Genomic DNA, 25,590 nt, shown 5'->3' on the forward strand with positions numbered 1-25,590 from the left:
CCTCAACCGATGCGCAGGCTGAAAAGGTCCGCGGGCGTGGTGTCGAGGGCGTCGCAGATCGCCGTGAGCGTCGTGAACCGGATCGCGCGGGCCTTGTTCGTCTTCAGGATGGACAGGTTCGCGAGGGTGATCCCGGTGCGCTCGGACAACTCGGTGAGCGTGACGCCGCGCTCCTCGAGGACGCGGTCGAGGTGGCAGACGATCCGGTGGTCGGGCTCAGACGACACCGACGGCCTCCTTCTCGAGGTCGGCGCCGTCCCGGATCGCGTACATGAACGCGGAGGCGACGAAGCCGAGGGCGATCAGGAAGACGGGGACCGAGGGCAGTTCGATCCCGAACCGCTCCCAGACCCTGCCGTCCAGAGGGTAGAAGGTCTGAGTGAGCAGCACCACGGCGAGCAGGTCCAGCAACGCCATGGCGACGCCGCCGAGGATGAGCAGCAGGCTGATGCCGGACAGGTCGCGCCGGACCTCGGGCCCGAACGACCGATGCGCTGCGATCGCGCGCAGAATCCGGACCAGGAGCAACGCAGCCAGCAGGAGTAGGACAGCCTGGAGCAGGCCCGGCAGTGCTGCGGACAGCCTGATCCACCACGACAGGTCCACTGCGGTCATGCTGTTGCCTGCTCCCGGCTGCGCCATGGTGATCTGGGGCAGGTACTGGATCTCGAGCGGCGGGTCTGCCGAGTTCGAGCTCCAGGACCGACCACGGACGATCGCGACGAACTGCACCACCGCGACGACACCGCCGAGTATGGCTAGCCAACGAATGAACCCGATCGCCAGCCTGGTCGCCTCGGACCGCGGATCTCCGGACTTCCGCCCCTTCGACATCGTCGTCCCCTTATCGTCCATCGATATTATCGACAAACGATATGCCACGTCGCTCGGCGCGGCAAGGCCTCACGCCCGGGCCGACTCAGCTCCGCTCGGTGAGCTCCCAGGCGTCCTCGGAGCCGTCCTCGTCGTCCGAGTCGTAGTAGTCCACGGCCTGCTCTCGCTCGGCGAGATCGGCGGCCACGAGGTCCTCGGGGCCATCGTCGTAGCCGGGTTCGTCGTCCAAGTCCGCCGCGGGTGCGGGACCGTCGCCACGCAGCATGGCGAGCGTGGCGGGCAGGTCGTCGGGCTGGACCAGCACATCGCGGGCCTTCGATCCCTCGGAGGGCCCGACGATCTCGCGCGACTCGAGCAGGTCCATCAGCCGGCCGGCCTTGGCGAACCCGACCCGGAGCTTGCGCTGCAGCATCGAGGTGGACCCGAACTGGGTGGTGACCACGAGCTCGGCCGCCTGCAGCAGCAGGTCCAGGTCGTCGCCGATGTCCTCGTCGACCTGCTTCTTCGCCGCGGACACCACGATGTCCTCGCGGTAGGTCGGCTTGAGCTGGCTCTTCACGTGCTCGACGACGGCGTGCACCTCGGTCTCGCTGACCCAGGCACCCTGCACGCGCATCGGCTTGGACGCCCCCATCGGCAGGAACAGCGCGTCACCCTGCCCGATGAGCTTCTCAGCGCCCGGCTGGTCCAGAACCACGCGCGAGTCGGCGAGCGAGGAGGTCGCGAACGCGAGTCGGGAGGGCACGTTCGCCTTGATCAGGCCGGTGACCACGTCGACGCTCGGGCGCTGCGTGGCCAGCACCAGGTGGATGCCGGCGGCCCGGGCGAGCTGGGTGATCCGCTGGATCGACGCCTCCACGTCCCGCGGCGCGACCATCATCAGGTCGGCGAGCTCGTCGACCACCACGAGCAGGTACGGGTACGGCGCGATCTTGCGCTCACTGCCGGGCAGCGGCTTCACCTTGCCGGCGCGCACCCCGGCGTTGAAGTCGTCGATGTGCTTGTACCCGAACGCGGCGAGGTCGTCGTAGCGGGCGTCCATCTCCCGGACCACCCACTCGAGCGCCTCGGCGGCCTTCTTGGGGTTCGTGATGATCGGCGTGATCAGGTGCGGGATGCCCTCGTAGATGGTCAGCTCGACCCGCTTCGGGTCGACCAGCACCATCCGCACCTCCTCGGGGGTGGCGCGCATCATGATCGAGGTGATCATCGAGTTCACGAATGAGGACTTACCGGCGCCGGTGGCTCCGGCGACGAGGATGTGCGGCATCTTCGCGAGGTTGGCCACCACGTAGCCGCCCTCGACGTCCTTGCCGACGCCGATCACCATCGGGTGCTCGTTGCGGCGGGCCACAGCGGACCGCAACACGTCACCGAGGACGACGATCTCGCGGTCGGCGTTCGGGATCTCGATACCGATGGCCTTCTTGCCCGGGATCGGGGACAGGATCCGCACGTCCGCGCTGGCGACGGCGTAGGCGATGTTCTTGCTGAGCGCTGTGACCCGCTCGACCTTCACCCCGGAGCCGAGCTCCACCTCGTAGCGGGTGACCGTCGGGCCCCGGGTGAAGCCGGTCACCTGGGCGTCCACGCCGAAGTCGGTGAGCACGGTCGTCAGCGCCTCGACGACCCGGTCGTTCGCGGGCGAGCGGAGCTTGTGCGGCGCGCCCTGCACGAGCGTCTCGTCGCCGGGGAGCGTGTAGGTCAGGCCCGGGTCGAGGACCAGTTGCTCGGCGCGGGCAGGCAGCGCCTGGGTGGGCGGAGCGATCAGGTCCTCGGGGGCGGCGCTCTCCTCACCCGGCTCGTCGAACGGCTCGACGGCGGCCGGTTCCGGCGCCGGGGCGGCCTTCCCCGCCCGAGGGGCGCGGGTGCGGCCGCGGGGAGCCTCGGCGGGCTCGTCGCCGGGCTCGGTCTCGTGCGGGTGCACGAAGGCCTCGTCACCGGTGTACGCGCCGGGCTCGACGGCGGGGGTCCCCTTCGCCTTCGGCTTACGACGGCGGGGCCGTCCGTTCAGCTCCTCGGTCGCGTCGGGGTCCTGGGCGCCTTGGGCGGCGTCGGCCTCGCGGGCGTCGATGTCGGCGCCGGTGACCCAGTCGACGCCCTGACGGATCCGGCGCGGGATGGCGGCGACCGGCGTGGCGGTCACCACGAGCAGACCGAAGAACGCCAGCAGCACCAGCAGGGGCACCGTCACCCAGCTGGTCAGGGCTGCCGAGAGCGGGTTGGCGGCGACGAAGCCGATCAGGCCACCCGCGGCGAACACGTCCTGCCATGCGGGCGGTGCGGGCAGCCCGGAGGCCACCTGGACCAGTCCACAGGCCGCCACCGTGATGGCGCTCAGGCCGATGAAGACGCGGCCGTTGACCTCCCTGCGCTCCGGGTGACGCATCAGGCGCACGGCGATGAGGACCAGGATCACGGGGATCACGATGGCGAGCACGCCGACGAGGCCGGCGGCGGCGGCGTGGACGATCTCCCCGGCGGCGCCGGAGAGACCGAACCACTCGCGCACGGCGACGATCACGGCGAGGGCGAGCAGCAGGAAGGCGATGCCGTCCCTGCGATGGGCGGGGTCGAGGTTGCGGGCTCCGGATCCGATGCTGCGCGCCGTCCCTCCGACTAGGTGGGCGAGTCCCATCCAGATCCCGCGCACGATGCGCACGGGCAGCGGTGACTGCTGCTGCGCCGGCTTCTTGCGCCCACTCCCGCCGGAACGCGAGGTGGAGCCCGCCCGACTCGCGGCCGGCGAACTCTTCTTGCGTCCAGGTGAGGCGGACCGTCCGGGGGAAGTCGTACGGGTCGCCATGATTGTTGGTTGTCCTCTCGGGTCAGGCATGCCGAGACAAGCCTGTCGGCTCTACTCAACCAAAGATCCGCCGTCGAGTCCGGGATGACACGCACGGACGTGCGTCCTCCCGGCCGCTCCCCTCACGCGGTGGGCAGGCCGATGACCGGTGTTCTGTCTAGTTTTGTCGAGTTTAGGCAGAAGTTGCGTCAAGGCGTTGACGCAATGGTGTCTCGCCCCCACGCTGGACCCGTGTCGAAGCCGATAACAGCGTCCCGCCGATCGCGTCGGACGCACCACCAAGCGCAGGTGCTGGATCTTCTCCGAGTGCGTGGGAGCGCCAGTCGAGCCCAGATCGCCGAGGGCACCGCACTGTCCCGCGCGACGATCTCGGAGATCACCGCCGAGCTTCGAGACGCCGGGCTCGTCGTCCTCGCGCAGGCGCCCGCCGGCAGCACGCGAGTGGGACGCACTCCGGAGCATCTGACCCTGAATCCGGCGACGGGTGTGATCGTCGGCGTGGAGTTCAGTCACACGCGGGTGACGGTCGTGGCATGCGACATCACCCACCGTGTGCTGGGCTCGCGGATGCTGGACCACGGCAAGGAAGAACCATGGGAGCAGCGCTTCACGACTGCGACCGACTTCGTCGGCCAACTCGTCTCCACCGGCGCGGCCTCGTTCCCGCTGCGAGCCATCGGTGTCGGCGTCCCGGGGGTGATCTCGGGGCGCGCGCAGGTGCTGGCCGCACTTGAGCAGCGACTGACGGAGCACTACCGAGTTCCGATCCGCACGGAGAACAACGCACGCCTCGCCGGGCTCGCCGAGTTCTCCTGGGGAGCCGGGCAAGACATGCGCGATCTCATCTACATGCGCCTGTCCGAGGGCGTCGGCGGCCTGCTGATCATCGATGACGAGCCGCGCCTGGGTAATACCGGGTCCGCCGGCGAGTTCGGTCACGTCTGCCTCGACCCGAACGGTCCGGTGTGCCGGTGTTCGAACCGCGGGTGCCTGGAGGCGTACGTCGGGATGGGAGCCGTGCTTCGCCGAGCGGGAGCAGCATCCGTCGAAGATCTGGTGGATGCGCTGGATCGTTCCGAGTCTCGGGCACATGCGGTCATCGCAGACGCAGGCGCACGCATCGGCCTGGTGCTGGCGAACGCCTGCAGCATTCTCGACCTGTCTTCGATCGTTCTCGGCGGCGCACTCTCGGAGGCCGGTGAGTATCTCGTGCGCTCCGTGCGGCAGACGATCGTGCGCCACGTGAACGCGGGCATCGCGGAGAACCTGAAGATCCAGGTCGCGCAGCTCGGCAGTCTCGACGGCGCGCTGGGCAGCGTCGCACTGGTGCTGCGCGACCGCACGATCCCGGTCGGCGCTCGCACGACATCCGCGACCGCACGAGATGAGAGGGGTCGAACGGCGTGACGGCGAACATCCTCTTCTTCCTCACCGATCAGCACCGAACCGACACGCTGGGTTGCTACGGCAACGGCCTCGTCTCGACCCAGGCCCTGGACGCGATCGCCGAGGAGGGCACGACGTTCCGACGCTTCTACACGCCGACGGCGATCTGCACCCCCGCCCGCGCGAGTCTTCTGACCGGGGCCGCACCGTTCCGGCACCAGTTGCTGGCGAACTACGAGCGCAATGTGGGCTATCGCGACGAACTCGCCGACGATCAGTTCACGTTCAGCAGGGCGCTGCGCGAGGCTGACTACAACGTCGGACTGATCGGCAAGTGGCACGTGGGGCTGCATCGCACCCAGCATGACTACGGCTTCGACGGAATCCCGATGCACGGCTGGCACAACCCGGTGGACCACGCGGAGTACGTCGCGTATCTCGACGAGAACGACCTGCCGCCGTATGCGCTCACCGACGAGATTCGCGGTACCTTTCCCAACGGCACGCCGGGCAATCTGCTCGCGGCCCGCCTGGACCAGCCGCTCGAGGCCACGTTCGAGTACTTCCTCGCCGAGCGTGCGATCGGCCTGCTGCGCAGCTACGCGGCCGAACACACGGCCGAAGGCAAGCCGTTCTTCCTGGCGACCCACTTCTTCGGCCCTCACCTGCCCTACAACATTCCCTCGCACTACTTCGATATGTACGACCCCGAGGCGATCACCCTGCCGAAGTCGGTGGCCGAGACCTTCGCGAACAAGCCGCCGGTGCAGGCGAACTATTCCGCGCACTGGACTTTCGACACGCTTTCGACGGCGACGTCGAAGAAACTCATCGCGGCCTACTGGGGCTACGTCACGATGATCGATGAACAGATCGGCCGCATCATCGCGGTCGCGAAGGAGCTCGGCGTCTACGACGACTCCGCGGTGTTCTTCAGCGCCGACCACGGCGAGTTCACGGGTGCGCACCGGCTTCACGACAAGGGGCCCGCGGCCTACGAGGACATCTACCGCGTTCCCGGCGTCGTTCGCCTACCCGGCGGCCACGAGCCGCAGGTCACGGATCGCTTCGCGTCGCTGCTCGATCTCACGGCGACGATCCTCGACGTTGCCGGGCTGGACAGCGCCCAGGCTGTCGACGGCACGAGCCTCGCACCCCTCGTCCGAGGCGAGCAGCCGCCTTGGCGCGACGATCTCGTGCTCGAGTTCCATGGGCATCACTTCCCCTATCCCCAGCGCATGCTCATCACCGACCGATACAAGATCGTCGTCAATCCCGAGTCGGTCAACGAGCTGTATGACCTCGTCGATGACCCCGACGAGTTGCAGAACCGTTACGCACATCCCGAACTCGCACAGGTTCGCACCGGCCTGCTCCAGCGGCTCTACACGCAGCTGCGGGAGCGGGGCGACAACTTCTACCACTGGATGGCGTCGATGTACCCCGTCGGAGAGAAGGACTACGACGTCTCGCTCAGTTCCTTCGACGACGTGCAGCGCTGAACCGCTCAGAACTGGAGATGGCATGAACAAGAAGGCAGACAACGGCGTCGGGTCCCGGATGGGGACCGTGCCGGGCGCAGCATTCGCGATCAACCGCCGGGGATTCCTCGGAACCGTCGGCGCCGGCAGCCTGGGGGCGCTGCTCGCCGCGTGCACGGGTGGCGGACAGTCGTCCGACGCGCAGAGCGCCGATGACGGCGTCCTCCAGTGGTGGGACCAGTTCCGCCCCCTGACGAGCATGCTCGAGACCAGCCTGTTCGAACCGTACACGGCGGCCAACTCGGGCATCACGATCGAGCGTCGGCAGATGGATCCTCCGGACCTGGGGCAGGCGCTCCAGGTGGCTCGGCGTAGCAACCAGATGCCGGACGTTCATTCCCTCGCAGGTCTGGAGGCGACACCTGCCGCGCTCGTCAGCGAGGACTGGTTCCAGCCCATCGGCGGCCAGGCCGATTTTGAGAGCACCGAGATCGCCGACCAGTTGTTCGATGGCCTGCACCGGTTCGACGGGGAGATCTACTCCGTTCCGCTGTTCTCCGGTCGTTTCCACGAAGCGACGCCGTGGGTCAACACCGAACTGCTCGGCCAGGCTGGCATCGACCCCGCACAGAGTCCGGCGACTTGGGACGAGCTGCGGGCCACAGCCCAACAGATCACCGACAAGGCGGGCGTTCCCGGGCTCCTTGTGCCGACGAAGGAGGTCCCGTACCTCACGGCGCTCGTCAACCGGCTGGCGCAGAGCGCCGGAGCGCCCGGCGGCATCGACTGGACGACCGGGGCGTATGTGTTCAACTCCCAGCCGTTCATCGACGCGCTGGAGTTCCTGGTCTCGCTCCAGCAGGACGGGGTGGTCCACCCGTCATCGGCATCGATGGGCGCCCGGGACGCTCGCGCGCGGTGGGCGGCGGGCGAAGCCGCCATCTACCCGTGGGGACCGTGGATCATCGGCGGGCTCATGGTGGACGAGCCCGAGGCCGTCGAGCGAGGGATCGACGCCTGGCAGCTGCCCTGCCCGGAGACGACCCGCAACGTTATCCACAGCGGTCCCGGTGCCGGAGTGTTCTGGGTCAGCAACGAGTCGCAGCAGCCCCAGATCGCTGCGGAACTGTTGCTGCAGATGAGTTCCCGGGAGTTCCAGGCGCAGCTGGCGAGCGCGATGGACCAGCCACCCGCACTCATCGACGTCGTCGCGGAAGCCGACGTGCACCCTGCCTACGCTCGCAACATCGCCTACATGTCCGAGGACGTCCGCATCAGCCCGGTCCCCGAGACCGGCAACCCCTCGACCTGGCGCGTGGCCGCTGAGTCACAGGACATCCATCCGAACCTCGGCGAGATCGCGCAGGCGATCCTCACCGGCAGCAGCAGCGACATCAGGGGCGAGCTGACGACGTTCAACGACGCGATGAGCGCCGAGCGTGACCGGGCCATCGCCGCAGTCGCCGACGAGGGTGCCGAGGTGAGCATCCAGGACTGGGTGTTCGCCAACTGGGACGCGAGCCAGGACTACGACCAAGCCGCCTACGCGGCCCGATGACTCCATGACGATCACGACGTCCGCCCCCGCGCCTGCGGTCAGCTCAACGACTGCGAAGGGATCCACTCGCCCCGGCCTGGTGCGCCGCCTGCGGCGGGACTGGTGGATCTACCTCTTCCTGCTCCCGACGCTGCTGGGATACGGCGCGTACACCGTGTACCCGCTGGTCGCGTCATGGTGGTACGCGTTCCTCGACTGGCCTGGTTTCGCCATGACGGGCACGTTCACCGGGCTCGACAACTTCCGGCAGTTGTTGTCCGATGATCTGTTCTGGAACGCGTTCAGGAAGTCGCTGCTCTTCCTCGTGGTGGCCGTGCCCGCGCGGGTGGGCCTGGCGCTGCTGCTCGCGCTGTGGCTGAACAGCAGGAAGACACCGTTCCAGGGGTTCTTCCGAACTCTGTTCTTCCTTCCGGTCGTCACCACGAGCGCGATCATCGGCATCGTCTTCACGCTGCTGCTGGACGCCAACGGTCCCATCAGCCTTGCCCTGGTCTGGGCAGGGATCACGGACTCCCCCACGAATCTCGTGGCCAGCGCCGGTACCTCTCTCTACGCGGGTATCGCCGTCTGGGTATGGAAGTGGCTCGGTATCACGATGATCTACTGGCTGGCGGCCCTGCAGACCATTCCGCAGGATGTGCACGAGGCCGCGATGCTCGACGGAGCGAATGCGCGCAAGGAGTTCTGGCACGTCACGTTGCCGCTGTTGGTGCCCTTCCTGGTGATCATCACCCTCATCGACACCGTCGGAGCGCTCAACGTCTTCGACCTGATGCAGACGCTCACAGGCGGCGGCCCGTCCTTCTCCTCGGAGGTGATCGAGATCTTCATCTACCGGACGGCCTTCGCGGCAACGGTTCCCCAGCTCGGCTACGCCTCCGCCGCAGCGGTGCTCTTCGGGCTCCTGACGATGGTCCTCGCGGTCGTCCAGGCCGTCGGGGTTCGGTGGGCGCGCCGGCAGCCGAAGGGCGTCGCGTGAGCGCGCCCGCCGCGACCCGACCCGAATCTGCGACCGATGCGCCCACCTCGCGCCGCGGTCCCCGACGCCGGCGGAACGTGCGTCCGGCCCGGGTTCTCGCCGCTGTCGCGCTACTCGTGCTGGCGCTCGTGTGGATCTACCCGTTCCTCTGGCTGGTCTCGGCGTCCCTCAAGCACTCCTCTGAGATCTTCGGCAGCGGGTTCGATCTTGTTCCTGATGAGTTCGTCTGGGAGAACTACGCGAAGGCCTGGATCGAAGCCGGCTTCGCCTCGTACTTCGTGAACACGGTACTGATCACGGCCGGAACGGTGCTCCTGGTGGTCATCCGCAGCGCCCTCGCCGGCTACGTGCTGGGCAGGTTCGCCTTCGCCGGCAAGAAGCTGCTCATCGGGGTCTTCCTGGTCACGTTCTTCCTCCCCGAGGGCTACACGATCATTCCCGTCACGCAACTGACCGACCAGCTCGGCCTGCTCAACACCCACGCGGGTGTGATCCTGGGCCTGGGCGCCGGCGGTCAGGTCGCTGCCACGCTGCTGTACGCCGGCTACTTCCGGGGGCTGCCCAAGGAGCTCGAGGAGAGCGCCCGGCTCGACGGCGCCGGTCAGTTCCGGACGTTCTTCCAGGTGATGCTGCCCCTGGCATGGCCGATCACCGCAACCGTGGTGATCCTGACGTTCCTGTTCGCCTGGAACGCCTACCTCCTGCCGTTGGTGTTCACCCTCAGCGAGCCGGACCTGCGCACGCTGGCGATCGGCATGACGGTGTTCGTCGGAGAGTACGGGCAGGACTGGTCAGGAATGGCAGCCGCCGCCGTCATCTCGCTGGTCCCGGTGATGCTCGTGTTCGTCGTGCTGCAGCGCAAGTTCGTCGACAGCGTCGCCGGAGCAGTGAAGCAGTGACGGCCACACAAGGAACGGAGCCCTTCGGAATGTCCAACGCCCATGGCCCAACCGGCCGCGAAGCCCGAGTCACGGTCGATACCTCACGACCGCTCGGGAGGATCAGCGGCGACGTCTACGGCCACTTCCTCGAATCCGCGTTCTTCGGGAACATCGAGGGCGGTGTGTTCGACGAGGGATCTGCGCTGTCCGTCAGCGAACCGGGACTGCTGAACGGCATTCGCCGCGACGTGGCGGATCTGGTCCGAGACCTTGCTCCCGGCCCGATCCGCTGGCCAGGAGGCAACTTCACGTCCGGCTACCGCTGGGAGGACGGAATCGGCCCGCGGGACGACCGCCCGACGCGCCTCGACCTCGCCTGGGGCGACACCGAGACCAACCGCTTCGGTACCGATGAGTTCCTCGCCTGGTCCGAGGAGGTCGGCGCCGACCCGTATCTGGTCCACTCCTGCCGGGACGTCGACGAGGCGGTGCGGTGGGTCGAGTACACCAACTCCACCAGCGACACCACCCTCACCCGGATGCGCAGGAAGAACGGGCGGAACGAAGCCTGGAAGGTCCGGTACTGGGGCGTCGGCAACGAAGTCTACGGACCGTGGCAGATGGGGCACCGGTCGGCAGAGCAGTACGCCGCCGCCGCTCGCGAGCACGCCCGCTTCATGCGGCTCGTCGACCCCGACCTCAAGCTCATCGGGGTCGGGATCCCTTGGGACCAGGAGTCCTGGACCCGTACTCTCCTCGAGCAGGCCGGGCAGTACTTCGACTACCTCTCGCTGCACCTCTACGGCGCGACCACCCACCTGTGGACCGGTGACGACTACGAGAACACCGTTGCGCAGTCGCTGTACTTCGAGCAGGAGATCAACACCTACTCGCATCTGGTGACGACACTCGCTCAGCGCAGCGGCCTGGACACTCCACCGCAGCTCGCCCTCGACGAGTGGACGATGCGCCACCTCGAGCCCACCGCATGGCCCGACCCGCTCGCGGGTGACGACGGCGCGATCGCAGCCCGCGACACGGGCGGTGTCGACGGCTGGCCGTCCGGGCTCCGGGTGAACCGGTGGAGCCCACGCACCATGGGTGATGCGCTGTTCAGCGCAGGGGTCTTCCACGCCATCCACCGCACCGCGGGCCACGCCACGCCGGTCACGATGGCGAACCCGGTCAACCTCGTCAACGCGAACGGACTCGTCGTGGCACGGCCGGGTGGCGCATTCGGCTCGGCGCTCTATCACGTCTGGCACCTGTACGGGCGCCACCTGGGGCGCACCGTACTGCCCGCCGAGGTCGACGGTCCCTCACGCACCGCGCCGGTGCCGCTCGGGGACAATCGTGAGCCGTCCGGTCAGCTCAGGGCCGCGACCATGACCGTGCCCTACATCGACGTCTCGGCCACCCGCGCCGACGACGGCACGGTGCGTCTCGCCGTCATCAACCGGCACCGCGACGAGCCCATCCGGCTGCACCCGGTGTTCGACGGCCGGACCGATGGCACACCCCGTTCGGCGAGGCTGCTCGCCATCGGCGCGGACGCCGAGGTCACCGCTGCGAACAGCCTCGCGGAGCCGGATGTCGTCGGCGTCCGGGACCTGGGCAGGGTTGAGGCCGTCGACGGCGGCTGGCTCATCTCGCCGCACTCCGTGAACGTCCTCACGTTCGATCTCAGTGGCCGCTGACATGCAGCGTCCGAACATCCTGCTCATCAGCACCGACCAGCAGCGGTTCGACATGGTCGGCGCGTACGGCAATACGGCAGTGTCGACGCCGAACCTCGATCGACTCGCCGAGCAAGGCGTCCTCTTCGAGAACTGCTACGTCCAGAACCCCGTCTGCGCGCCCTCGCGCGCGAGCCTGATGACGGGACGGCACGTGTCCGCGCACGGCCTCCATGCGAACGGCGTCGACCTGGCAGCCCACGAGGAGCTGTTCTCCAAACGCCTTGCCGACGCGGGTTACGACTGCGGGCTGGTCGGCAAGTTGCATCTCGGCGCCTGCTTCGGCGGTCGCGCCGAGCCGCGCCTCGATGACGGCTTCCGTGTGTTCCGCTGGGCGCACGACCCCTACCCCGGGTCGCCGACGAACGCCTACCACCAGTGGTTGCAGGGGCGGCACCCGGACCTGTACTCGGATACGCTGCAGCAGCCCAGGTTGTTCGACAGCATGCCGACCCACGCGCACTACAGCCACTGGATCGGCGAGGAGACGATCGATTTCCTTCGCTCGTCACGGGATCGTGACAAGCCGTTCTTCTTCGTTGCGAACTTCTTCGACCCGCACCACGGATTCGGTGCGCCGGAGGAGTACATACGTCGCTACGACGACGTGGACCTGCCGCCGGTCGTCACGCGCGACGGCGAGCTCGACAGCAAGCCGCCGATCCAAACCGAAGCCTCCCAGCGGTCATACGGTGGGCACGCTCCCGGGTACACCTCCTACAGTCCCGAGGCGCTGCAGGAGGTGCGCAAGGCCTACTACGCGATGGTCTCTCTCGTCGACGACGAGGTGGGCCGCGTCCTCGACGCCCTCGCGGACGAGGGCCTCGCCGACAACACCGTCGTCGTCTTCACCAGCGACCACGGCGAGATGCTGGGCGACCACCAACTCATGCTCAAGGGACCGTTCATGTACGAGTGCGCGGTGCGCGTGCCGCTCATCGTCCGGTGGCCCGGTATCGCTTCGCCGGGTGCGCGCCGCAGCGAGCTCGTGCAGTGGGTCGATCTCGCACCGACGTTCCTTCAGGCGGCCGGCCTTCCGGTGCCGCCGGCGATCCAAGGTGCGAGTCTCGAAGGGCTGATCCGCGGAGGCGACCCCGACTGGCGCGACTGGGCCATGTGTCAGTACCGCGACAGCGGGCACCCCTACGACCCGCCGGTGCATGTGACGATGCTGCGCCACGACCGTTGGAAGCTCGTGGTCCACCACGGCCGGCCCGCGACCGCGCGCGCGTACACCGGCGAGCTCTACGACCTCCAGGCAGACCCGGACGAACTCACGAACCTGTGGGATGACGAGGCGTATCGATCGACTCGTGGCGCCCTGCAGGAGAAGCTCATCGACGTCCTGGTCGCAACCGAGGACCGGAGCAATCCCCGGCTTGCCCACTGGTGACCCCCTCGGGCCCCATGACAACCTCACGACAGGGAAGTGCCATGCGCCGACTGCTCAGTATCGCCATCGCCCTCACCACACTGGCCGGCACGCTCGCGCCCGGTCACGGCCACGCCACAGTCCAGGAAACCATGACCACCTACACGAACCCCGTGTCCACGAGCTTCACCCAGAACTTCGCCGACCCCACGATCATCCGCGGGCACGACGGCTACTGGTACGCGTATGCGACCAACGGGCGGCGCTACGACGGGGACCAGAAGCAGAACATGATGATCAGCCGGTCCGACGACCTGGTGAACTGGGAGTGGGTCGGCCCTGTGTTCACGCCTGAGACGATTCCCACCTACGACGGCAAGCCGGCCGACGCCAACCGGCAGTTCTGGGCGCCGGAGATCGCCTATCTCGACGGCCGCTACGTGCTCTACTACTCGTACGTCGTCCAGGCGCCCGGCACGCCCTGGCGGACGGTGGCGGCGGCGACCGCTGAGCACCCGGCCGGTCCGTGGACGGACACGGGTGAGGTCGTCGTGGGCAACGAGACCTGGGAGGTGCGGCCCGGCGTCACCGAGATCCGCAACAACATCGACCCGGAGCTGGTGACGACGCCCGACGGCACTCGCTACCTGTACTACGGGTCGGTGCAGGGCGGCGTACGGGTCGTCAAACTGTCCGCGGACGGTCTGCGCGCCGACGGCGACCCCGTTCAGCTGACCGACGCACATCGCTACGAAGCGCCCTACGTCGTTCATCGAGACGGCTACTACTACCTGTTCCTGTCGGTGATCGGCGGCTGCTGCGCCGGGGCCGCCTCCGGCTATCCGATCATGGTGGGCCGCTCGACGGAACCGACCGGCCCGTTCCTCGATCGCGACGGGCACACCCTGAACGGGCCGCAAGGGGGTGGAACCCCGGTCCTGGCGCCCAACGGGAACGAGTTCGTCAGCACCGGCCACAACGCGGTCGCCACCGATCTGTCCGGACAGGACTGGATCGTCAGCCATGCGCTGAACCGGTTCGATCCATACGTCGCCGGCACGGAGAACGCGCGCGGTCTCGCGCTCACCAGGCTGGACTGGATCGACGGGTGGCCGATCGGCAGTGCCGGCGAAGGGATGCCGTCGGGGCCGGTCCCCGGACCGAACAACGACGCGTTCATCAGTGACGCGTTCGAGCACGACCTCTCCGGCTGGAACGGTACGGATGGTTGGGAGCGCCGTCAGGGAGTGACCGGCGGATACGTCCACACCGGTTCCGGCGCCCCGCTCACCTCGATCGCCACGGTCGACGGCGATCTCCGTGCTCGCGCTCTGGTGCGGCTGTCCGCCGGACCGGGAGGCCTGGCCAGCATCTCGATCCCGGCGCAGGGGGGCCGTCATCTGACTGTGTCCATCGATCGCGCGTCGTCGCAACTCGTGGTCTCGGGTCTGACCGGGAGAGGACCACGCGCAGCGGCTACCGCGCCCCTGCCTGCGAACTTCGACTACGAGAGCTGGCATGAGATCGAGCTGGTCGTCTCCGGCGGGGCCCTGCGCGCCGCCGTCAGCGAGTCCGGCCAGTACGACCCGGTTGCGGAGATCTCGCTCAGGATCCCGAACGCCTCCCGGTCCGGGGTGGTGACGTTGCATGCGGACGGAACTGCTGCGGACTTCGACGACGTGACGGTAGCGCGCCTGTTCACGCCGGTCACGGAGCAGGTCGCCGAACCCACGGTGGGGTCACTCGACCCGACCTACTCCGACGAGTTCGACGACGGTCTCGCCGCGGCGTGGACTTGGCTGCGTGACCCAGCGGCCACCGTCGCTGATGGCGAACTCGAATTCGGCATCCAGCGGTCGACCCTGATCAACAGCCGCCCCCAGGCCGAGACCCGGCCGTCACTGTTGTTGCGTGACATGCCGGAGGGCACCTGGACGGCCGAGACGAGGGTGACGATCCCGTTCGGGGACTCCATCCCCTACGGCTGGCCCCAGGCTGGGCTGATCGCGTACACAGGTGACGACGAGTGGGTCGAACTGGCATACACCACCCGGGAGTCACGCCGCTTCGTAGCGTTCGCAAGGGAGACGCCCAGCGGCGGTCCGGTCGCCTACGGTCATGCCGCCCTCGGCCCCAGCCGCGACACCATGTGGCTGCGACTGCAGCACACCGTCGCCGAGAACGGCGAGCATCTCTATCGGGCCGCGATCAGCATGGATGGCGAGCACTGGGTCTGGCACGGCACGCGCACGCTTCCTGCTGGACCGCAGCCCCAGGTCGGACTGGTGGCACAGGATCTGGCGGCTCGGCCCGACCAACCGCCCATCAGCGCCCGATTCGACTGGTTCCGGGTGTACCGCTGAGCGACACGACGCAGGAAGTGACCGCCGGCCCCATTCGAGTCCGGCGCACCGGGTTCACACGTTCAGGAGGCCGATCCCCAGGGTGATGAGACCGGCGATCAGGGAGAGTGCGCCCAGGTAGAGGAGCGCGATCCAGCGGCTCGGACGCTCCCGGCCCTTGCCCATCGCGGAGAAGAAGAACCCGGCCGGCATGGCGATCGCCGCGACCAGCACCCCGGTGCCGGCGAGCCAGCGCCAGAAGCCGGCCAACGCCGTCGCCTCGGTGAGCAGGAGGCAGACCAGGCCGAACACGATGAGCACGCCGGCGTGGGCGTGCCCAGCGCGGAAGAACGCGGTCTGGAAGGCGGTGGTGGGCACCTTGCCTGTGACCACCTTCGTCAGGAAGTAGCCGCCGCTGGTCACGGTCACGGCGGCGAGGATCGCAACGCCGGCCGTCGTTGTGGCGGCCTGGGACAACTCGATCATGGCGATCATCCGATCTCTGCTCCGGTTTACTAACACTGTTATCTAACGCTGTGAGAAAACCTGTGTCAAGCCCTAGACTCGCCTCATGGCCCGCCCCCGCACCCATGACGACACCCTGCGCACGAGCCTGCTCGAGCACGCCTCCCGGGCGCTGTCGGCCAACGGACCGGACGGCATGTCGCTGCGGGCGGTGACCGCCGCCGCCGGCACCACTACGGCCGCCGTGTACACGCTGTTCGGTGGGCGTGACGGGCTGATCGCGGCGGTGGTGGACGAGGGGTTCGAGCGGTTCGGTCGGCACCTGGCGACGGTGCCCCGCACGGGCGATCCGGGAGCGGACCTGTTCGCGCTGGGGCTGGCCTACCGCGAGAGCGCGTTGGCCGACCCGCACTTCTACCGGGTGATGTTCGCGGCGGGCGGGGTCCGCCGGTCCAAGGACACCCTGGCCGAGCCGACGTTCGGCGTCCTGCGTGACGCCGTCGCCCGGCTTCCTCGTGCGGAGGTCGGCGATGCCGGCCCCGAGCCGATGGCGCTACGCCTGTGGGGTCTCGTGCACGGGCTGGTCAGCCTGGAGCTGGCCGGTCTGCTGCCGGGTGACGAGAGCGAACACGCCCACCGGTACGCCGCGGCGCTCCGGTCCTCAGCAGGCTGACGCCCGGCACGCTGAGGCCCCGGTGTGCGAGGGCCCCCGGCACGGTGTGCCGAGGGCCCTCGAGAGTGCAGCGCCTGTGGTTCAGGCCTCGACGACGACAGGGATGATCATCGGGCGGCGGCGCAGCCGGGTCGAGGCCCAGCGGCCCACGACCCGGCGGATGACCTGCTGCAGCTGGTGGGTGTCAGCGGTGCCACCGGCAGTCGCCTCGGACAGCGCCTTGGTCAGCTCGGGGACGATCTCGGCAAGCTTCGCGTCGTCCTCGGCCACGCCGCGGGCGTGCAGCTGGGGGCCGGAGACCACCTTGCCCGTCGAGGAGTCCACCACCGCGAAGATGGAGATGAAGCCCTCCTCGCCGAGGATCCGGCGGTCCTTGAGCTCGGCCTCGGTGACCCCGCCGACGGACGAGCCGTCCACGTACACATAGCCGCACGGCACGGCGCCGGCGATGCGGGCCTTGCCCTTGATCAGGTCGACGACCACGCCGTCCTCGGCGAGGACGACCCGCTCCGGAGGCACACCGGTGGAGACGGCGAGCGCCCCGTTGGCGACCAGGTGGCGGATCTCGCCGTGCACCGGCATCACGTTCTTCGGTCGCACGATGTTGTAGCAGTACAGCAGCTCGCCGGCGGAGGCGTGCCCGGAGACGTGCACGCGCGCGTTGGACTGGTGCACCACCTTCGCGCCGAGCCGGATCAGGCCGTTGATGATCCGGAACACGGCGTTCTCGTTGCCGGGGATCAGCGAGGACGCGAGGATCACGGTGTCCCCTGGGCCGACCGAGACCCGGTGGTCCCGGTTCGCGATCCGGGACAGCGCCGCCATCGGCTCACCCTGGGACCCGGTGCACATCAGCACCACCCGGTCGTCGGGCAGGTCGTCGATCTTCTTGACGTCGATGAGGACACCGTCGGGTACGTGCAGGTAGCCGAGCTCGGCGGCGATGGTCATGTTCCGCACCATCGACCGGCCGACCAGCGCCACCCGGCGCCCGTGCGCGTTCGCGGCATCGAGGACCTGCTGCACGCGGTGCACGTGCGAGGAGAACGAGGCCACCACGATCCGGCCGTCGGCCCGCGTGAAGACGCCGTCCAGAACGGGCCCGATCTCCCGCTCGGCCACGGTGAAGCCGGGCACCTCGGCATTGGTGGAGTCGACCATGAACAGGTCGATGCCCTCCTCGCCGAGTCGGGCGAACGCACGCAGGTCGGTGATGCGCCCGTCGAGTGGCAGCTGGTCCATCTTGAAGTCGCCAGTGTGCAGGATCGATCCGGCCGGGGTCCGTACGGCCACGGCCAGCGCGTCCGGGATCGAGTGGTTCACGGCCACGAACTCGAGGTCGAACGCGCCGAACTTGCGTCGCTGGCCCTCGGAGACCGGCTGCAGGTTCGGGGTGATCCGGTGTTCCTTCAGCTTCGCCTCGAGGAACGCGAGGGTGAGCTGGGAGCCGACCAGCGGGATGTCCCGCCGCAGCCGCAGCAGGTAGGGCACCGCGCCGATGTGGTCTTCATGACCGTGTGTGAGCACGATCGCCTCGATGTCGTTCAGGCGGTCGGAGATGTAGTCGAAGTCGGGCAGGATCAGGTCGACGCCGGGCTGGTGGTCCTCGGGGAACAGCACCCCGCAGTCGATGATCAGGAGCTTGCCGTCGTACTCGAACACCGTCATGTTGCGGCCGACCTCGCCGAGGCCCCCGAGGGGGACGATGCGAAGTGCGCCGGGCGCGAGCGGCCCGGGGAGTTGAAGGTCGGGGTGGGGATGACTCATGTAGTGACTTCCTCAAGTAGTCCGTGGGCGCGCAAGACGGCGCGCAGGTCAGAGATCTCGGTGTCGCTCGGCTCCACGAGGGGCAGGCGGACGGTGGGATGCGGAATGACGCCCTGCAGGGCGAGCGCAGCCTTGGCCATCACGGCACCCTGGCCGCCGCCCATCAGCGCGTCCAGGATCGGGGTGAGGCCTGCCGACAGGTCGCGCGCTCGGGAGAGGTCGCCGTCGTCGATGGCGCGGACCATGTCCACGTAGCCGCCGGCCACGACGTGCCCGACGACGCTCACCACGCCGGAGGCGCCGTGGGTCAGCCACGCGAGGTTGAGGGCGTCGTCACCGGAGTAGAACTCCAGGCCGGTTCGGCGCATCCGGTCGAAGCCCTGGGCGACGTCGCCGGTGGCGTCCTTGACGGCCAGGACGCGCGGGTGTTCGGCGAGCCGATCGAGGATCGCATCTCCGATCGCGACGCCGGTACGGCCGGGGATGTCGTAGAGCATGACCGGCAGGTCGACGGAGTCGACGACGGCTCGGATGTGCTGGTAGACGCCCTCCTGCGAGGGCCGGTTGTAGTAGGGGCTCACCACGAGCAGGCCGTCGGCACCGGTGCGCTGCGCTGCCTCGGCGATCCGGACCGCGTGCGCGGTGTCGTTGGAGCCAGCCCCGGCGATGATCATCGCCTCCGCACCGACCTCGTCGACCACCGCAGCGACGAACTCGTCCTTCTCCGGCTGGTGCGTCGTCGGGGACTCCCCCGTGGTTCCGTTCAGGACCAGGGCATCGCAGCCCGACTTGACCAGGTGCCGGGCGAGTCGACGAGATGACGGTATGTCGATGCTGCCGTCGGAGTTCATCGGGGTGACCATCGCCACCGAGACGGACCCGAACGTGCGCGAAGGGCTCAGGCTGGGCATGGGATGACGGTACCGCTTGCGCGCCTCCGCAGGCGTATCGGACCACCGGCCGGCCCGCCGTGCCGGCCGGGCGCCGGCTGGACGCAGCCGCGCCCGGCAGCGCCTAGCCTGGGTGGATGACTTCGCAGAGCTCGCACGCCGGCCACTCCCACGGACTCACGGCCGACGTCTCGGTCCGGCCGTCGCTGGCGGAGGACGCCGCGACCCTCGGTGCCATCCAGGTCGCGGCGTGGCGCGCGGCGCACGCCGCGGTCGTCCCGGCGGAGGTCCTCGCCGGGCTCGACCCGGACGTGTTCGCGGGCGCGTGGCGCGCTGCCATCACTACCCCGCCGACGGCGAAGCACCGGTTGTTGACGGCGTGTGCCGGCCCCGAGGTGGTCGGCTTCGCGGCCCTCGCACCGGCTCCCGAGTCGAACGACACCGGTGAGATCGTGGCCCTGTACGTGGACCCCGAGCACGTTCGCGAGGGCCACGGCTCGCGGCTGCTCGCCGCGTGCACCGACATCCTCGGCAGCACGAGCGCCAGCCTGGTGCGCACGTGGGTGCTCGAGGGCGACGCCGCCAGGGAGGACTTCCTGGGCACCGCCGGGTTCGAGCCGCTCGGGGTCCGGCGCGTGCTCGAGGTCGCCGGCACCCAGGTGCCCGAGGCGGCCTGGGCCGCGACGCTCTGACGCGACCCCGGCAGACCGACCGCCCGAGCCGGCGACCGCCGTCGGGCATGACGCCCGGTACAGCCGAGCGCCCGAGCCGGCGACCGCCGTCGGGCATCGGGACCTGAGCCCTACCCGACCGCCGCGGCTCGGCCCGCGCGGAGCAGGTGGTCGCGCACCGGCCCCCAGCCGGCCAGCCGCTCCCGGACGAGGGGGTCGGTCTCGTCCGCGAGCGCTTGCTCCCGGGCCCGCTCGAGCAGGTCGTCGATCACCACCGGCAGACCGGCTCGCGCGGAGTAGATCGCGGCCTCGACCATGGCCAGGCTGAGCACGTTCTCGTGGATGTGCCCGCGCGGGCGGGGCGTGGTCGGCGGGGCGTCGAGTGCCGCCAGGAACGCGTCCCAGGCGCCGGCGATACCGGACCGGGCCCCGCTCGCCCCCGACGCCGGTCCCGCAGGGGTAACGTCCACGGCCGCGTCGAGCACCGGCTCGGACTCGCCGTCCCAGCGCACCGTGCCGCCGGCGCCGTTCAGCCGCCAGGCACCGTTCCAGGACGTCTCGGCGCCGTCACTGCACCAGCTGGCGTTGTAGGTGTACTGCGCACCGGAGTCCATCTCGAACGTCGCCACCGCGGCCGCGTCCCCGCGGTACCAGCTCCAGGGTGGGTTGAACGAGCGGCAGTACACGCTGACCGGTTCGGCATCGAGCACGTAGCGGGCGGTGTCGAACGGGTGGATCGCCATGTCCAGCAGCAGCGGGTGGTCCATCTCCTCCCTGAACCCGCCGAAATGCGGTGCCCGGTAGAAGTCGGTCTGGCCGATCCCGAGCCCGCCGAGGCTCGCGCCGTGGGCCGCGAGCGCGTCCACGTGCGGGTTGTACCGGCGGGACTGGCTGACCAGCACGAGCCGGTCGTAGGCCTCGGCACCCGCGCACAGGGACAGTGCCTGCGCGAGGGTCTGTGCCGCCGGTTTCTCCCCGATCACCGCGCAGCCCGCGCGCAGCGCGATGGCGGTGACGGCGTGGTGCGCGGCCGGGACGGTGGCATCCATCACGACGTCCGCGCCGGTGGCCGCGACCAGGTCGGCCAGATCGGTGCCGAGGTGCACACGGCCTCCGAGGGACCCAGCCGCGGCGGACGCGGCCGCCGCGTCGACGTCGACGATGCCCACGACGCGTGCGCCCGGGGTCGCGGCGATGGCAGCGATCCACTTGCGGCCCATGTTGCCCGCGCCCGCCACGACCACCCGGCGCTCGGACGCGGTGGTCATCGCGCCGGCTCGGGCAGGCTCGCGTGGGCGGTCCAGTCCTGCTGCTCCCCCACCCGGACCAGGCCCGGCAGCGATCGCTGCGACACGTCCGGGCGGGCCCAGTCGACGGCGTTGGCGATCACGCGCCGGACATCGCGGTGGTGGTACACGGGGTACTCCTGGTCGCCGGGTGAGAAGTAGAAGATCTTCCCGCGCCCACGGCGGTACACCAGCCCGCTCCGGAAGACCTCGCCGCCGGCGAACGTGCTCAGGAACACGGTCTCGTCCGGGACCGGGACATCGAAGAACTCCCCGTACATCTCCTGAGCCTCGATCACGATCGGGTGCGGCACCCCGGCCGCGATCGGGTGGTCGGGGGCGACGGTCCAGACCAGCTCGCGCTCGGCGTCGTTGCGCCATCGGAGGCTGCAGGTCGTGCCCATCAGCCGCTTGAAGATCTTCGAGAAGTGCCCGGAGTGCAGCACCACCAGGCCCATCCCGGCCAGCACGTGCTGCTGGACCCGGTCGACGACCTCGTCGGAGACCTCCCGGTGCGCCTTGTGCCCCCACCAGGTGAGCACGTCGGTGGCTGCGAGGACCTCCTCGGTGAGCCCGTGCTCAGGGTCGTCGAGGGTGGCGGTGGCGACCTCGATGGGGACCTGTGCCTGTTCGGCGATGCCGGCGGCGATGGCCCCGTGCATCCCGGCCGGGTAGAGCGCGGCCACATGCTCCTCGAGCTGTTCGTGCCGGTTCTCGCCCCAGACGAGCACGCGGAGCGGGGTGTCGGAATCGGTCATGGATGTTCCCTTCGGGTTGGGGGCCGGCGAGCGTGCTCAGCCCTTGATGGCGCCGATCATGACGCCGCTGGAGAAGTGCCTCTGGACGAACGGGTAGACGATCAGCACCGGCACCATGGCGAGCACCACGACGGCCATCTGGATGGCGAGGCCGGCCGTCTGGCCGCCGTCGAGGCTGGACGGGTCGAACGTGGTGCCCGGCACCGCCTGGCCCTGGAGCACGTAGGAGCGCAGCACCAACTGCAGCGGCCACTTGGCCGAGTCGTTGATGTAGAGCACCGCGTTGAAGAACGCGTTCCAGTAGGCGACCCCGTAGAACAGGCCGACCACCGCGATCACGGCCTTGGACAGCGGCAGCACGATCTGGCCGAGGATGCGCCACTCGCTGGCGCCGTCGATCCGGGCGCTGTCGAGGATGCCCCGGTCGATGTTCATGAAGAAGTTCCGCATGATGAGGATGTTGAACGCGGAGACGGCGGTGGGCAGGATCAGCGCCCACAGCGAGTCGATCAGGCCGAGCCCGGCCACCACCAGATAGGTCGGGATCATCCCGGCCCCGAAGAACATGGTGATGAGCAGCATGAACAGGATCGGCCGGTGGCCGAGCGACCCGGGCCGGGAGAGCCCGTAGGCGGTGAGGATGGCCACCGCCAGGCTGAGCGCGGTCCCGACCGCGGTCACGAAGACGCTCACGCCGACCGCACGGGTGACCACGCCGCCGGCGATGATGTCGGTGTAGGCCTTGAAGGTCAGCTCACCGGGTACCAGGACCAGGCCGCCGGCGTCGTTGATCGCGGCCTGGGTGGACAGGCTGGTGACCACGACCGTCCACAGAGGCACCAGCACGGCCAGCACGATCAGGGTCAGGGCGGTCGTCTTCGCGGTCTTGGCGACCGGGCCCGGCTCCGCCTCGTAGGGCGGCCGATCGGGGTGCCGACGGCGGCGCCCGGGTCCGGGCGTCGCGGTGCCTCCCGAGCCGGTCACCGGCGCGGACGTTCTTGGGACTGTCGTGGTCATCGTTGGTACACCCCTGCCTCACCGAACACGTGCGCGATCTTGTTGGCCCCGAGCACCAGGATCAGACTGACGGTGCCCTTGATCAGGCCGGCCGCGGCCGCATAGCTCCAGTCGCCATAGACGATGCCCGAGTAGTAGACGAAGGTGTCGAGCACCTCGGCGGCCCCGGCACCGACGGCGTCTCGCTGCAGGATCAGTTGCTCGAACCCGACCGTCAGGGCGTCGCCCAGCCGCAGGATGAGGAGCAGGATGATCACCGGCCGGAGCGCCGGCAGGGTCACGTGCCAGATCCTGCGCCAGGCCCCCGCGCCGTCCACGGCGGCCGCCTCGTACTGTGACCGGTCCACGGTGGACAGCGCCGCGAGGAAGACGATCATGCCCCAGCCGGCGTCCTTCCAGACCTGCTGGGAGGTGATCAGCAACAGGAACGTGTCCGGGTTCGTCATGACCTCGACGGCCTCGAGCCCACGGGAGCGCAGGAACTGGTTCACCAGACCGGCGCCACCGAGGATCTGCTGGAAGATCGAGACGACGATGACCCAGGAGAAGAAGTGCGGCAGGTACACGATCGACTGGATCGCTGTCCGGACCCGCCGGGTGAGCACGCTGTTCAGCAGGATCGCCATCGCGATCGGCACCGGGAAGAAGAACAGCAGCTGGAACCCGGTGATGATCAGCGTGTTGGAGACCGCGTGCCAGAACCGCGGGTCGGCGACGACGCGCTGGAAGTTCCACCAGCCGACGAAGTCCGAGCCGAGGATCCCCACGTACGGCGAGTAGTCCATCCAGGCGATGACGTTGCCGAGCATCGGGGCGTACATGAACACCGCGAGCAGGATGACCACCGGCGCGCACATGAGCAGCAGCGGATAGTCCTCGCGCAGCCGGGACAGGAACGGACGCTTGCGGCGCGGTGAGGGCTTCGCCTCCTGCACCGGCGTGCCGGTCCGCTCGCGCCGCGCCGCCTGCGGAGCTGCCGTCACTGCTCGTCCAGGTACTCGGCGTAGAACTCGCGCAGCCGCTCACCACCGGCCGAACGCCAGTTCTCGATCGCCGCGTCCAGGGCCGAGATGTCGCTGCGGCCCCGCGCGATGTCCATCTCGAGGTCGATGAAGGGTTGCTCGAGAGCCCCGAACTCGGGCGGCTCCACGATCTGCTGCGTGTAGAACACCGGGTCGACGGCGTACTCCATCACGCCTGCCATCCAGGTGGCGAAGTCCTCGACGTAGGAGGGGTACTGCACCTGGGATGCGACGATCGGCGGCCGGGTGATCCAGGTGTAGGTCCGCGCCACCTCGCGCAGGCCGGTCTCGTTGAGCGTCGGCACGTTCGCCTCGTCCAGATCGTGGTGCACTCCCTCGGCGCCGTACTCGAGGAGCATCTGCTCCTTCGTGCCGAACGGGGCCGCGAAGTAGTTCGCGAGGGCGAGCTGCTCCTCGAGACGCTCCGTGTCGTCGGTCTGCTTGATGAAGGTGAACAGGTTCGACGGCGTGCCCTTGAAGATCACGGGCGTCCCGCCGTCGCCGGCGAACGCCGGGACCGGCTGCTGGTTGTAGTCGGGGTTGCCGGCGTAGGCCTCCCGGGTCGCGCTCAGCCAACCACCCGCGCCGTCGGGGGTGAGGACGACCTCGCCGGAGATGAACCGCTGCCGCGCCTGCTGCTCGTTACCGGCGACCGCGTCCGGGTGGACCACACCCGCCGCGAACAGCTCCGCCTGGAACTCCAGAGCCTGGCGGTAGGCCTCGCTCTCGACGCGGTGCACCAGGTTGCCGTCCTCCAGGATCCACTTGTCCGGGACCCGGAACATGAGCTGGGCACCGGCCCACATGTCGTTCATGGCCCAGCGGTTCGCGCCGGGGTCGGTCAGCTCGAGGGCGAGGTCGAGGAACTCCTGCGCGTTCGCCGGGGCCACCTCGATGCCGAGCTCGGCGGTGAGGTCGTGCCGGTAGAAGATGACCGAGTTGATCAGGTCGCTCGGATACGGCAGGCCGTAGAGCTTGCCGTTGAACACGCAGCACCGCCACGCGTCCGAGGAGATGTTGGCCAGGTTCGGGTACTTCGTGATCTTGTCCCCGGCCAGGTAGGGCGTCAGGTCGGCGAACAGGTTCTCGGCCGCCTGTCCGAAGCGCGGCGGCAGGGTCCAGGACGGGATGGTGACGAAGTCAGGCACGCTCGACTCGGCGGCAAGCACCGCCTGGAGCTTCTCGCCGTAGGCGTTGCCGTCGGTGATCTGGAACCGGAAGTCGGCGTTGACCTCCTCGTTCACGGTGACCATGTAACTGTTGTCCGGCAGACCCGGTGGCACCGTGGACCACAACGGGGTCATCGCGGTGAACGAGCTGCCGCGGCCGGGAACCTCCTCGACCGAGGCCACGAACTCGTCAGGGAAGCTCAGATAGCCGGGGGTGGAGCCGTCGACGCTCGGGAAGTCCGGCGTGACGATGTCCCGCGGGATGTAGTCCGGGATCACCGAGTCGACGTCGCCGACGCCGCCGGAGGGGCCCGACTCGGGTCCCGTTGGGCCGGAGCCACACGCGGCGAGCAGCGGTACGGCCGCGGCGCTGCCCGCGGCCAGGGTGAGGAACGAACGCCGAGCGATACGCGTCGGTTGGCGGGGATTCATCTGTGGATCACCTTCACTTCGTCGTGGCGTGGGGGCTGCGCACCGCTCGAAGCCGGAACGGCTGT

Annotated in this window: 21 protein-coding genes; 10 read left to right on the top strand and 11 right to left on the bottom strand. The window is 69.0% G+C overall.

Annotated features, from left to right (window positions below):
- Positions 1 to 2: 2 nt before the first annotated feature.
- From HALOF300_RS19520 to HALOF300_RS19530, 3 genes are all read right to left on the bottom strand, one after another.
- Entirely contained in the window at positions 3 to 227 is a 225-nt protein-coding gene (locus HALOF300_RS19520; protein WP_156742575.1) for a helix-turn-helix domain-containing protein, read from the bottom strand.
- Complete coding sequence (locus HALOF300_RS19525) at positions 217 to 834, bottom strand: hypothetical protein (RefSeq protein WP_156742576.1); 618 nt, start codon at positions 832 to 834, stop codon at positions 217 to 219. The genes HALOF300_RS19520 and HALOF300_RS19525 overlap by 11 nt, the downstream gene beginning before the upstream one ends.
- Before the next feature lie 85 nt (positions 835 to 919).
- Complete coding sequence (locus HALOF300_RS19530) at positions 920 to 3,472, bottom strand: FtsK/SpoIIIE family DNA translocase (protein ID WP_231955630.1); 2,553 nt, start codon at positions 3,470 to 3,472, stop codon at positions 920 to 922.
- A 456-nt stretch (positions 3,473 to 3,928) separates the two neighbouring features.
- Here HALOF300_RS19530 and HALOF300_RS19535 point away from each other — a divergent pair, with 456 nt between their 5' ends.
- Genes HALOF300_RS19535 through HALOF300_RS19570 form a run of 8 tightly spaced genes read left to right on the top strand, consistent with a single transcriptional unit; the run spans position 3,929 to position 15,396 of the window.
- Positions 3,929 to 5,047: an ROK family transcriptional regulator gene (locus HALOF300_RS19535; RefSeq protein WP_197522693.1), complete on the top strand. Its 1,119-nt coding sequence runs from the start codon at positions 3,929 to 3,931 to the stop codon at positions 5,045 to 5,047.
- Complete coding sequence (locus HALOF300_RS19540) at positions 5,044 to 6,528, top strand: sulfatase-like hydrolase/transferase (protein ID WP_156742579.1); 1,485 nt, start codon at positions 5,044 to 5,046, stop codon at positions 6,526 to 6,528. Before HALOF300_RS19535 ends, HALOF300_RS19540 begins: the two co-directional genes overlap by 4 nt.
- A 22-nt stretch (positions 6,529 to 6,550) precedes the next feature.
- A complete protein-coding gene (locus HALOF300_RS19545) occupies positions 6,551 to 8,065 on the top strand; it encodes an ABC transporter substrate-binding protein (RefSeq protein WP_156742580.1) in 1,515 nt (504 codons plus the stop codon).
- 4 nt (positions 8,066 to 8,069) lie between these two features.
- On the top strand, positions 8,070 to 9,044 hold the full coding sequence (locus HALOF300_RS19550) for a carbohydrate ABC transporter permease (RefSeq protein ID WP_156742581.1): 975 nt from the start codon (positions 8,070 to 8,072) through the stop codon (positions 9,042 to 9,044).
- A complete protein-coding gene (locus tag HALOF300_RS19555; RefSeq protein WP_231955631.1) occupies positions 9,041 to 9,943 on the top strand; it encodes a carbohydrate ABC transporter permease in 903 nt (300 codons plus the stop codon). The genes HALOF300_RS19550 and HALOF300_RS19555 overlap by 4 nt, the downstream gene beginning before the upstream one ends.
- A gap of 29 nt (positions 9,944 to 9,972) precedes the next feature.
- Positions 9,973 to 11,622: an alpha-L-arabinofuranosidase C-terminal domain-containing protein gene (locus tag HALOF300_RS19560; protein ID WP_156742582.1), complete on the top strand. Its 1,650-nt coding sequence runs from the start codon at positions 9,973 to 9,975 to the stop codon at positions 11,620 to 11,622.
- 1 nt (position 11,623) lies between these two features.
- Entirely contained in the window at positions 11,624 to 13,054 is a 1,431-nt protein-coding gene (locus HALOF300_RS19565; protein WP_156742583.1) for a sulfatase-like hydrolase/transferase, read from the top strand.
- A gap of 41 nt (positions 13,055 to 13,095) precedes the next feature.
- A complete protein-coding gene (locus HALOF300_RS19570) occupies positions 13,096 to 15,396 on the top strand; it encodes a family 43 glycosylhydrolase (RefSeq protein ID WP_197522694.1) in 2,301 nt (766 codons plus the stop codon).
- A gap of 54 nt (positions 15,397 to 15,450) precedes the next feature.
- On the opposite strand, the gene HALOF300_RS19575 is transcribed toward HALOF300_RS19570, so the two are convergent.
- Positions 15,451 to 15,861, bottom strand: a complete 411-nt coding sequence (locus tag HALOF300_RS19575) for a hypothetical protein (protein ID WP_156742585.1) — start codon at positions 15,859 to 15,861, stop codon at positions 15,451 to 15,453.
- A gap of 85 nt (positions 15,862 to 15,946) precedes the next feature.
- Between HALOF300_RS19575 and HALOF300_RS19580 the strand changes: the two genes are divergently transcribed.
- Positions 15,947 to 16,513: a TetR/AcrR family transcriptional regulator gene (locus HALOF300_RS19580; protein ID WP_156742586.1), complete on the top strand. Its 567-nt coding sequence runs from the start codon at positions 15,947 to 15,949 to the stop codon at positions 16,511 to 16,513.
- Between the two features lie 81 nt (positions 16,514 to 16,594).
- On the opposite strand, the gene HALOF300_RS19585 is transcribed toward HALOF300_RS19580, so the two are convergent.
- Together HALOF300_RS19585 and dapA are read right to left on the bottom strand one after the other, a co-directional pair.
- Positions 16,595 to 18,280 carry a ribonuclease J gene (locus HALOF300_RS19585; RefSeq protein WP_156742587.1) on the bottom strand — a complete coding sequence of 562 codons (1,686 nt, stop codon included), beginning with the start codon at positions 18,278 to 18,280 and terminating at the stop codon, positions 16,595 to 16,597.
- Positions 18,277 to 19,191 (bottom strand): 4-hydroxy-tetrahydrodipicolinate synthase, encoded by a 915-nt coding sequence (gene dapA, locus HALOF300_RS19590; protein WP_156742588.1) that lies wholly within the window; start codon positions 19,189 to 19,191, stop codon positions 18,277 to 18,279. Before dapA ends, HALOF300_RS19585 begins: the two co-directional genes overlap by 4 nt.
- Positions 19,192 to 19,307: 116 nt before the next feature.
- Between dapA and HALOF300_RS19595 the strand changes: the two genes are divergently transcribed.
- Entirely contained in the window at positions 19,308 to 19,862 is a 555-nt protein-coding gene (locus HALOF300_RS19595) for a GNAT family N-acetyltransferase (RefSeq protein WP_156742589.1), read from the top strand.
- A 110-nt stretch (positions 19,863 to 19,972) separates the two neighbouring features.
- Here HALOF300_RS19595 and HALOF300_RS19600 read toward each other — a convergent pair whose 3' ends face one another.
- From HALOF300_RS19600 to HALOF300_RS19620, 5 genes are read right to left on the bottom strand one after another with little or no spacing between them, the layout of a single operon-like run.
- Entirely contained in the window at positions 19,973 to 21,109 is a 1,137-nt protein-coding gene (locus HALOF300_RS19600; RefSeq protein WP_156742590.1) for a Gfo/Idh/MocA family protein, read from the bottom strand.
- Positions 21,106 to 21,885, bottom strand: coding sequence for a ThuA domain-containing protein (locus HALOF300_RS19605; RefSeq protein ID WP_156742591.1), 780 nt, complete (start codon positions 21,883 to 21,885; stop codon positions 21,106 to 21,108). Before HALOF300_RS19605 ends, HALOF300_RS19600 begins: the two co-directional genes overlap by 4 nt.
- Positions 21,886 to 21,921: 36 nt before the next feature.
- Entirely contained in the window at positions 21,922 to 22,902 is a 981-nt protein-coding gene (locus tag HALOF300_RS19610; protein ID WP_156742592.1) for a carbohydrate ABC transporter permease, read from the bottom strand.
- Positions 22,899 to 23,885 (bottom strand): ABC transporter permease, encoded by a 987-nt coding sequence (locus HALOF300_RS19615; RefSeq protein ID WP_408636973.1) that lies wholly within the window; start codon positions 23,883 to 23,885, stop codon positions 22,899 to 22,901. The genes HALOF300_RS19610 and HALOF300_RS19615 overlap by 4 nt, the downstream gene beginning before the upstream one ends.
- A complete protein-coding gene (locus HALOF300_RS19620; RefSeq protein WP_156742593.1) occupies positions 23,882 to 25,525 on the bottom strand; it encodes an extracellular solute-binding protein in 1,644 nt (547 codons plus the stop codon). The genes HALOF300_RS19615 and HALOF300_RS19620 overlap by 4 nt, the downstream gene beginning before the upstream one ends.
- Positions 25,526 to 25,590: the final 65 nt, after the last annotated feature.

It is taken from the genome of Occultella aeris (genome assembly GCF_902703175.1).
GTDB classification, from domain to species: domain Bacteria; phylum Actinomycetota; class Actinomycetes; order Actinomycetales; family Beutenbergiaceae; genus Occultella; species Occultella aeris.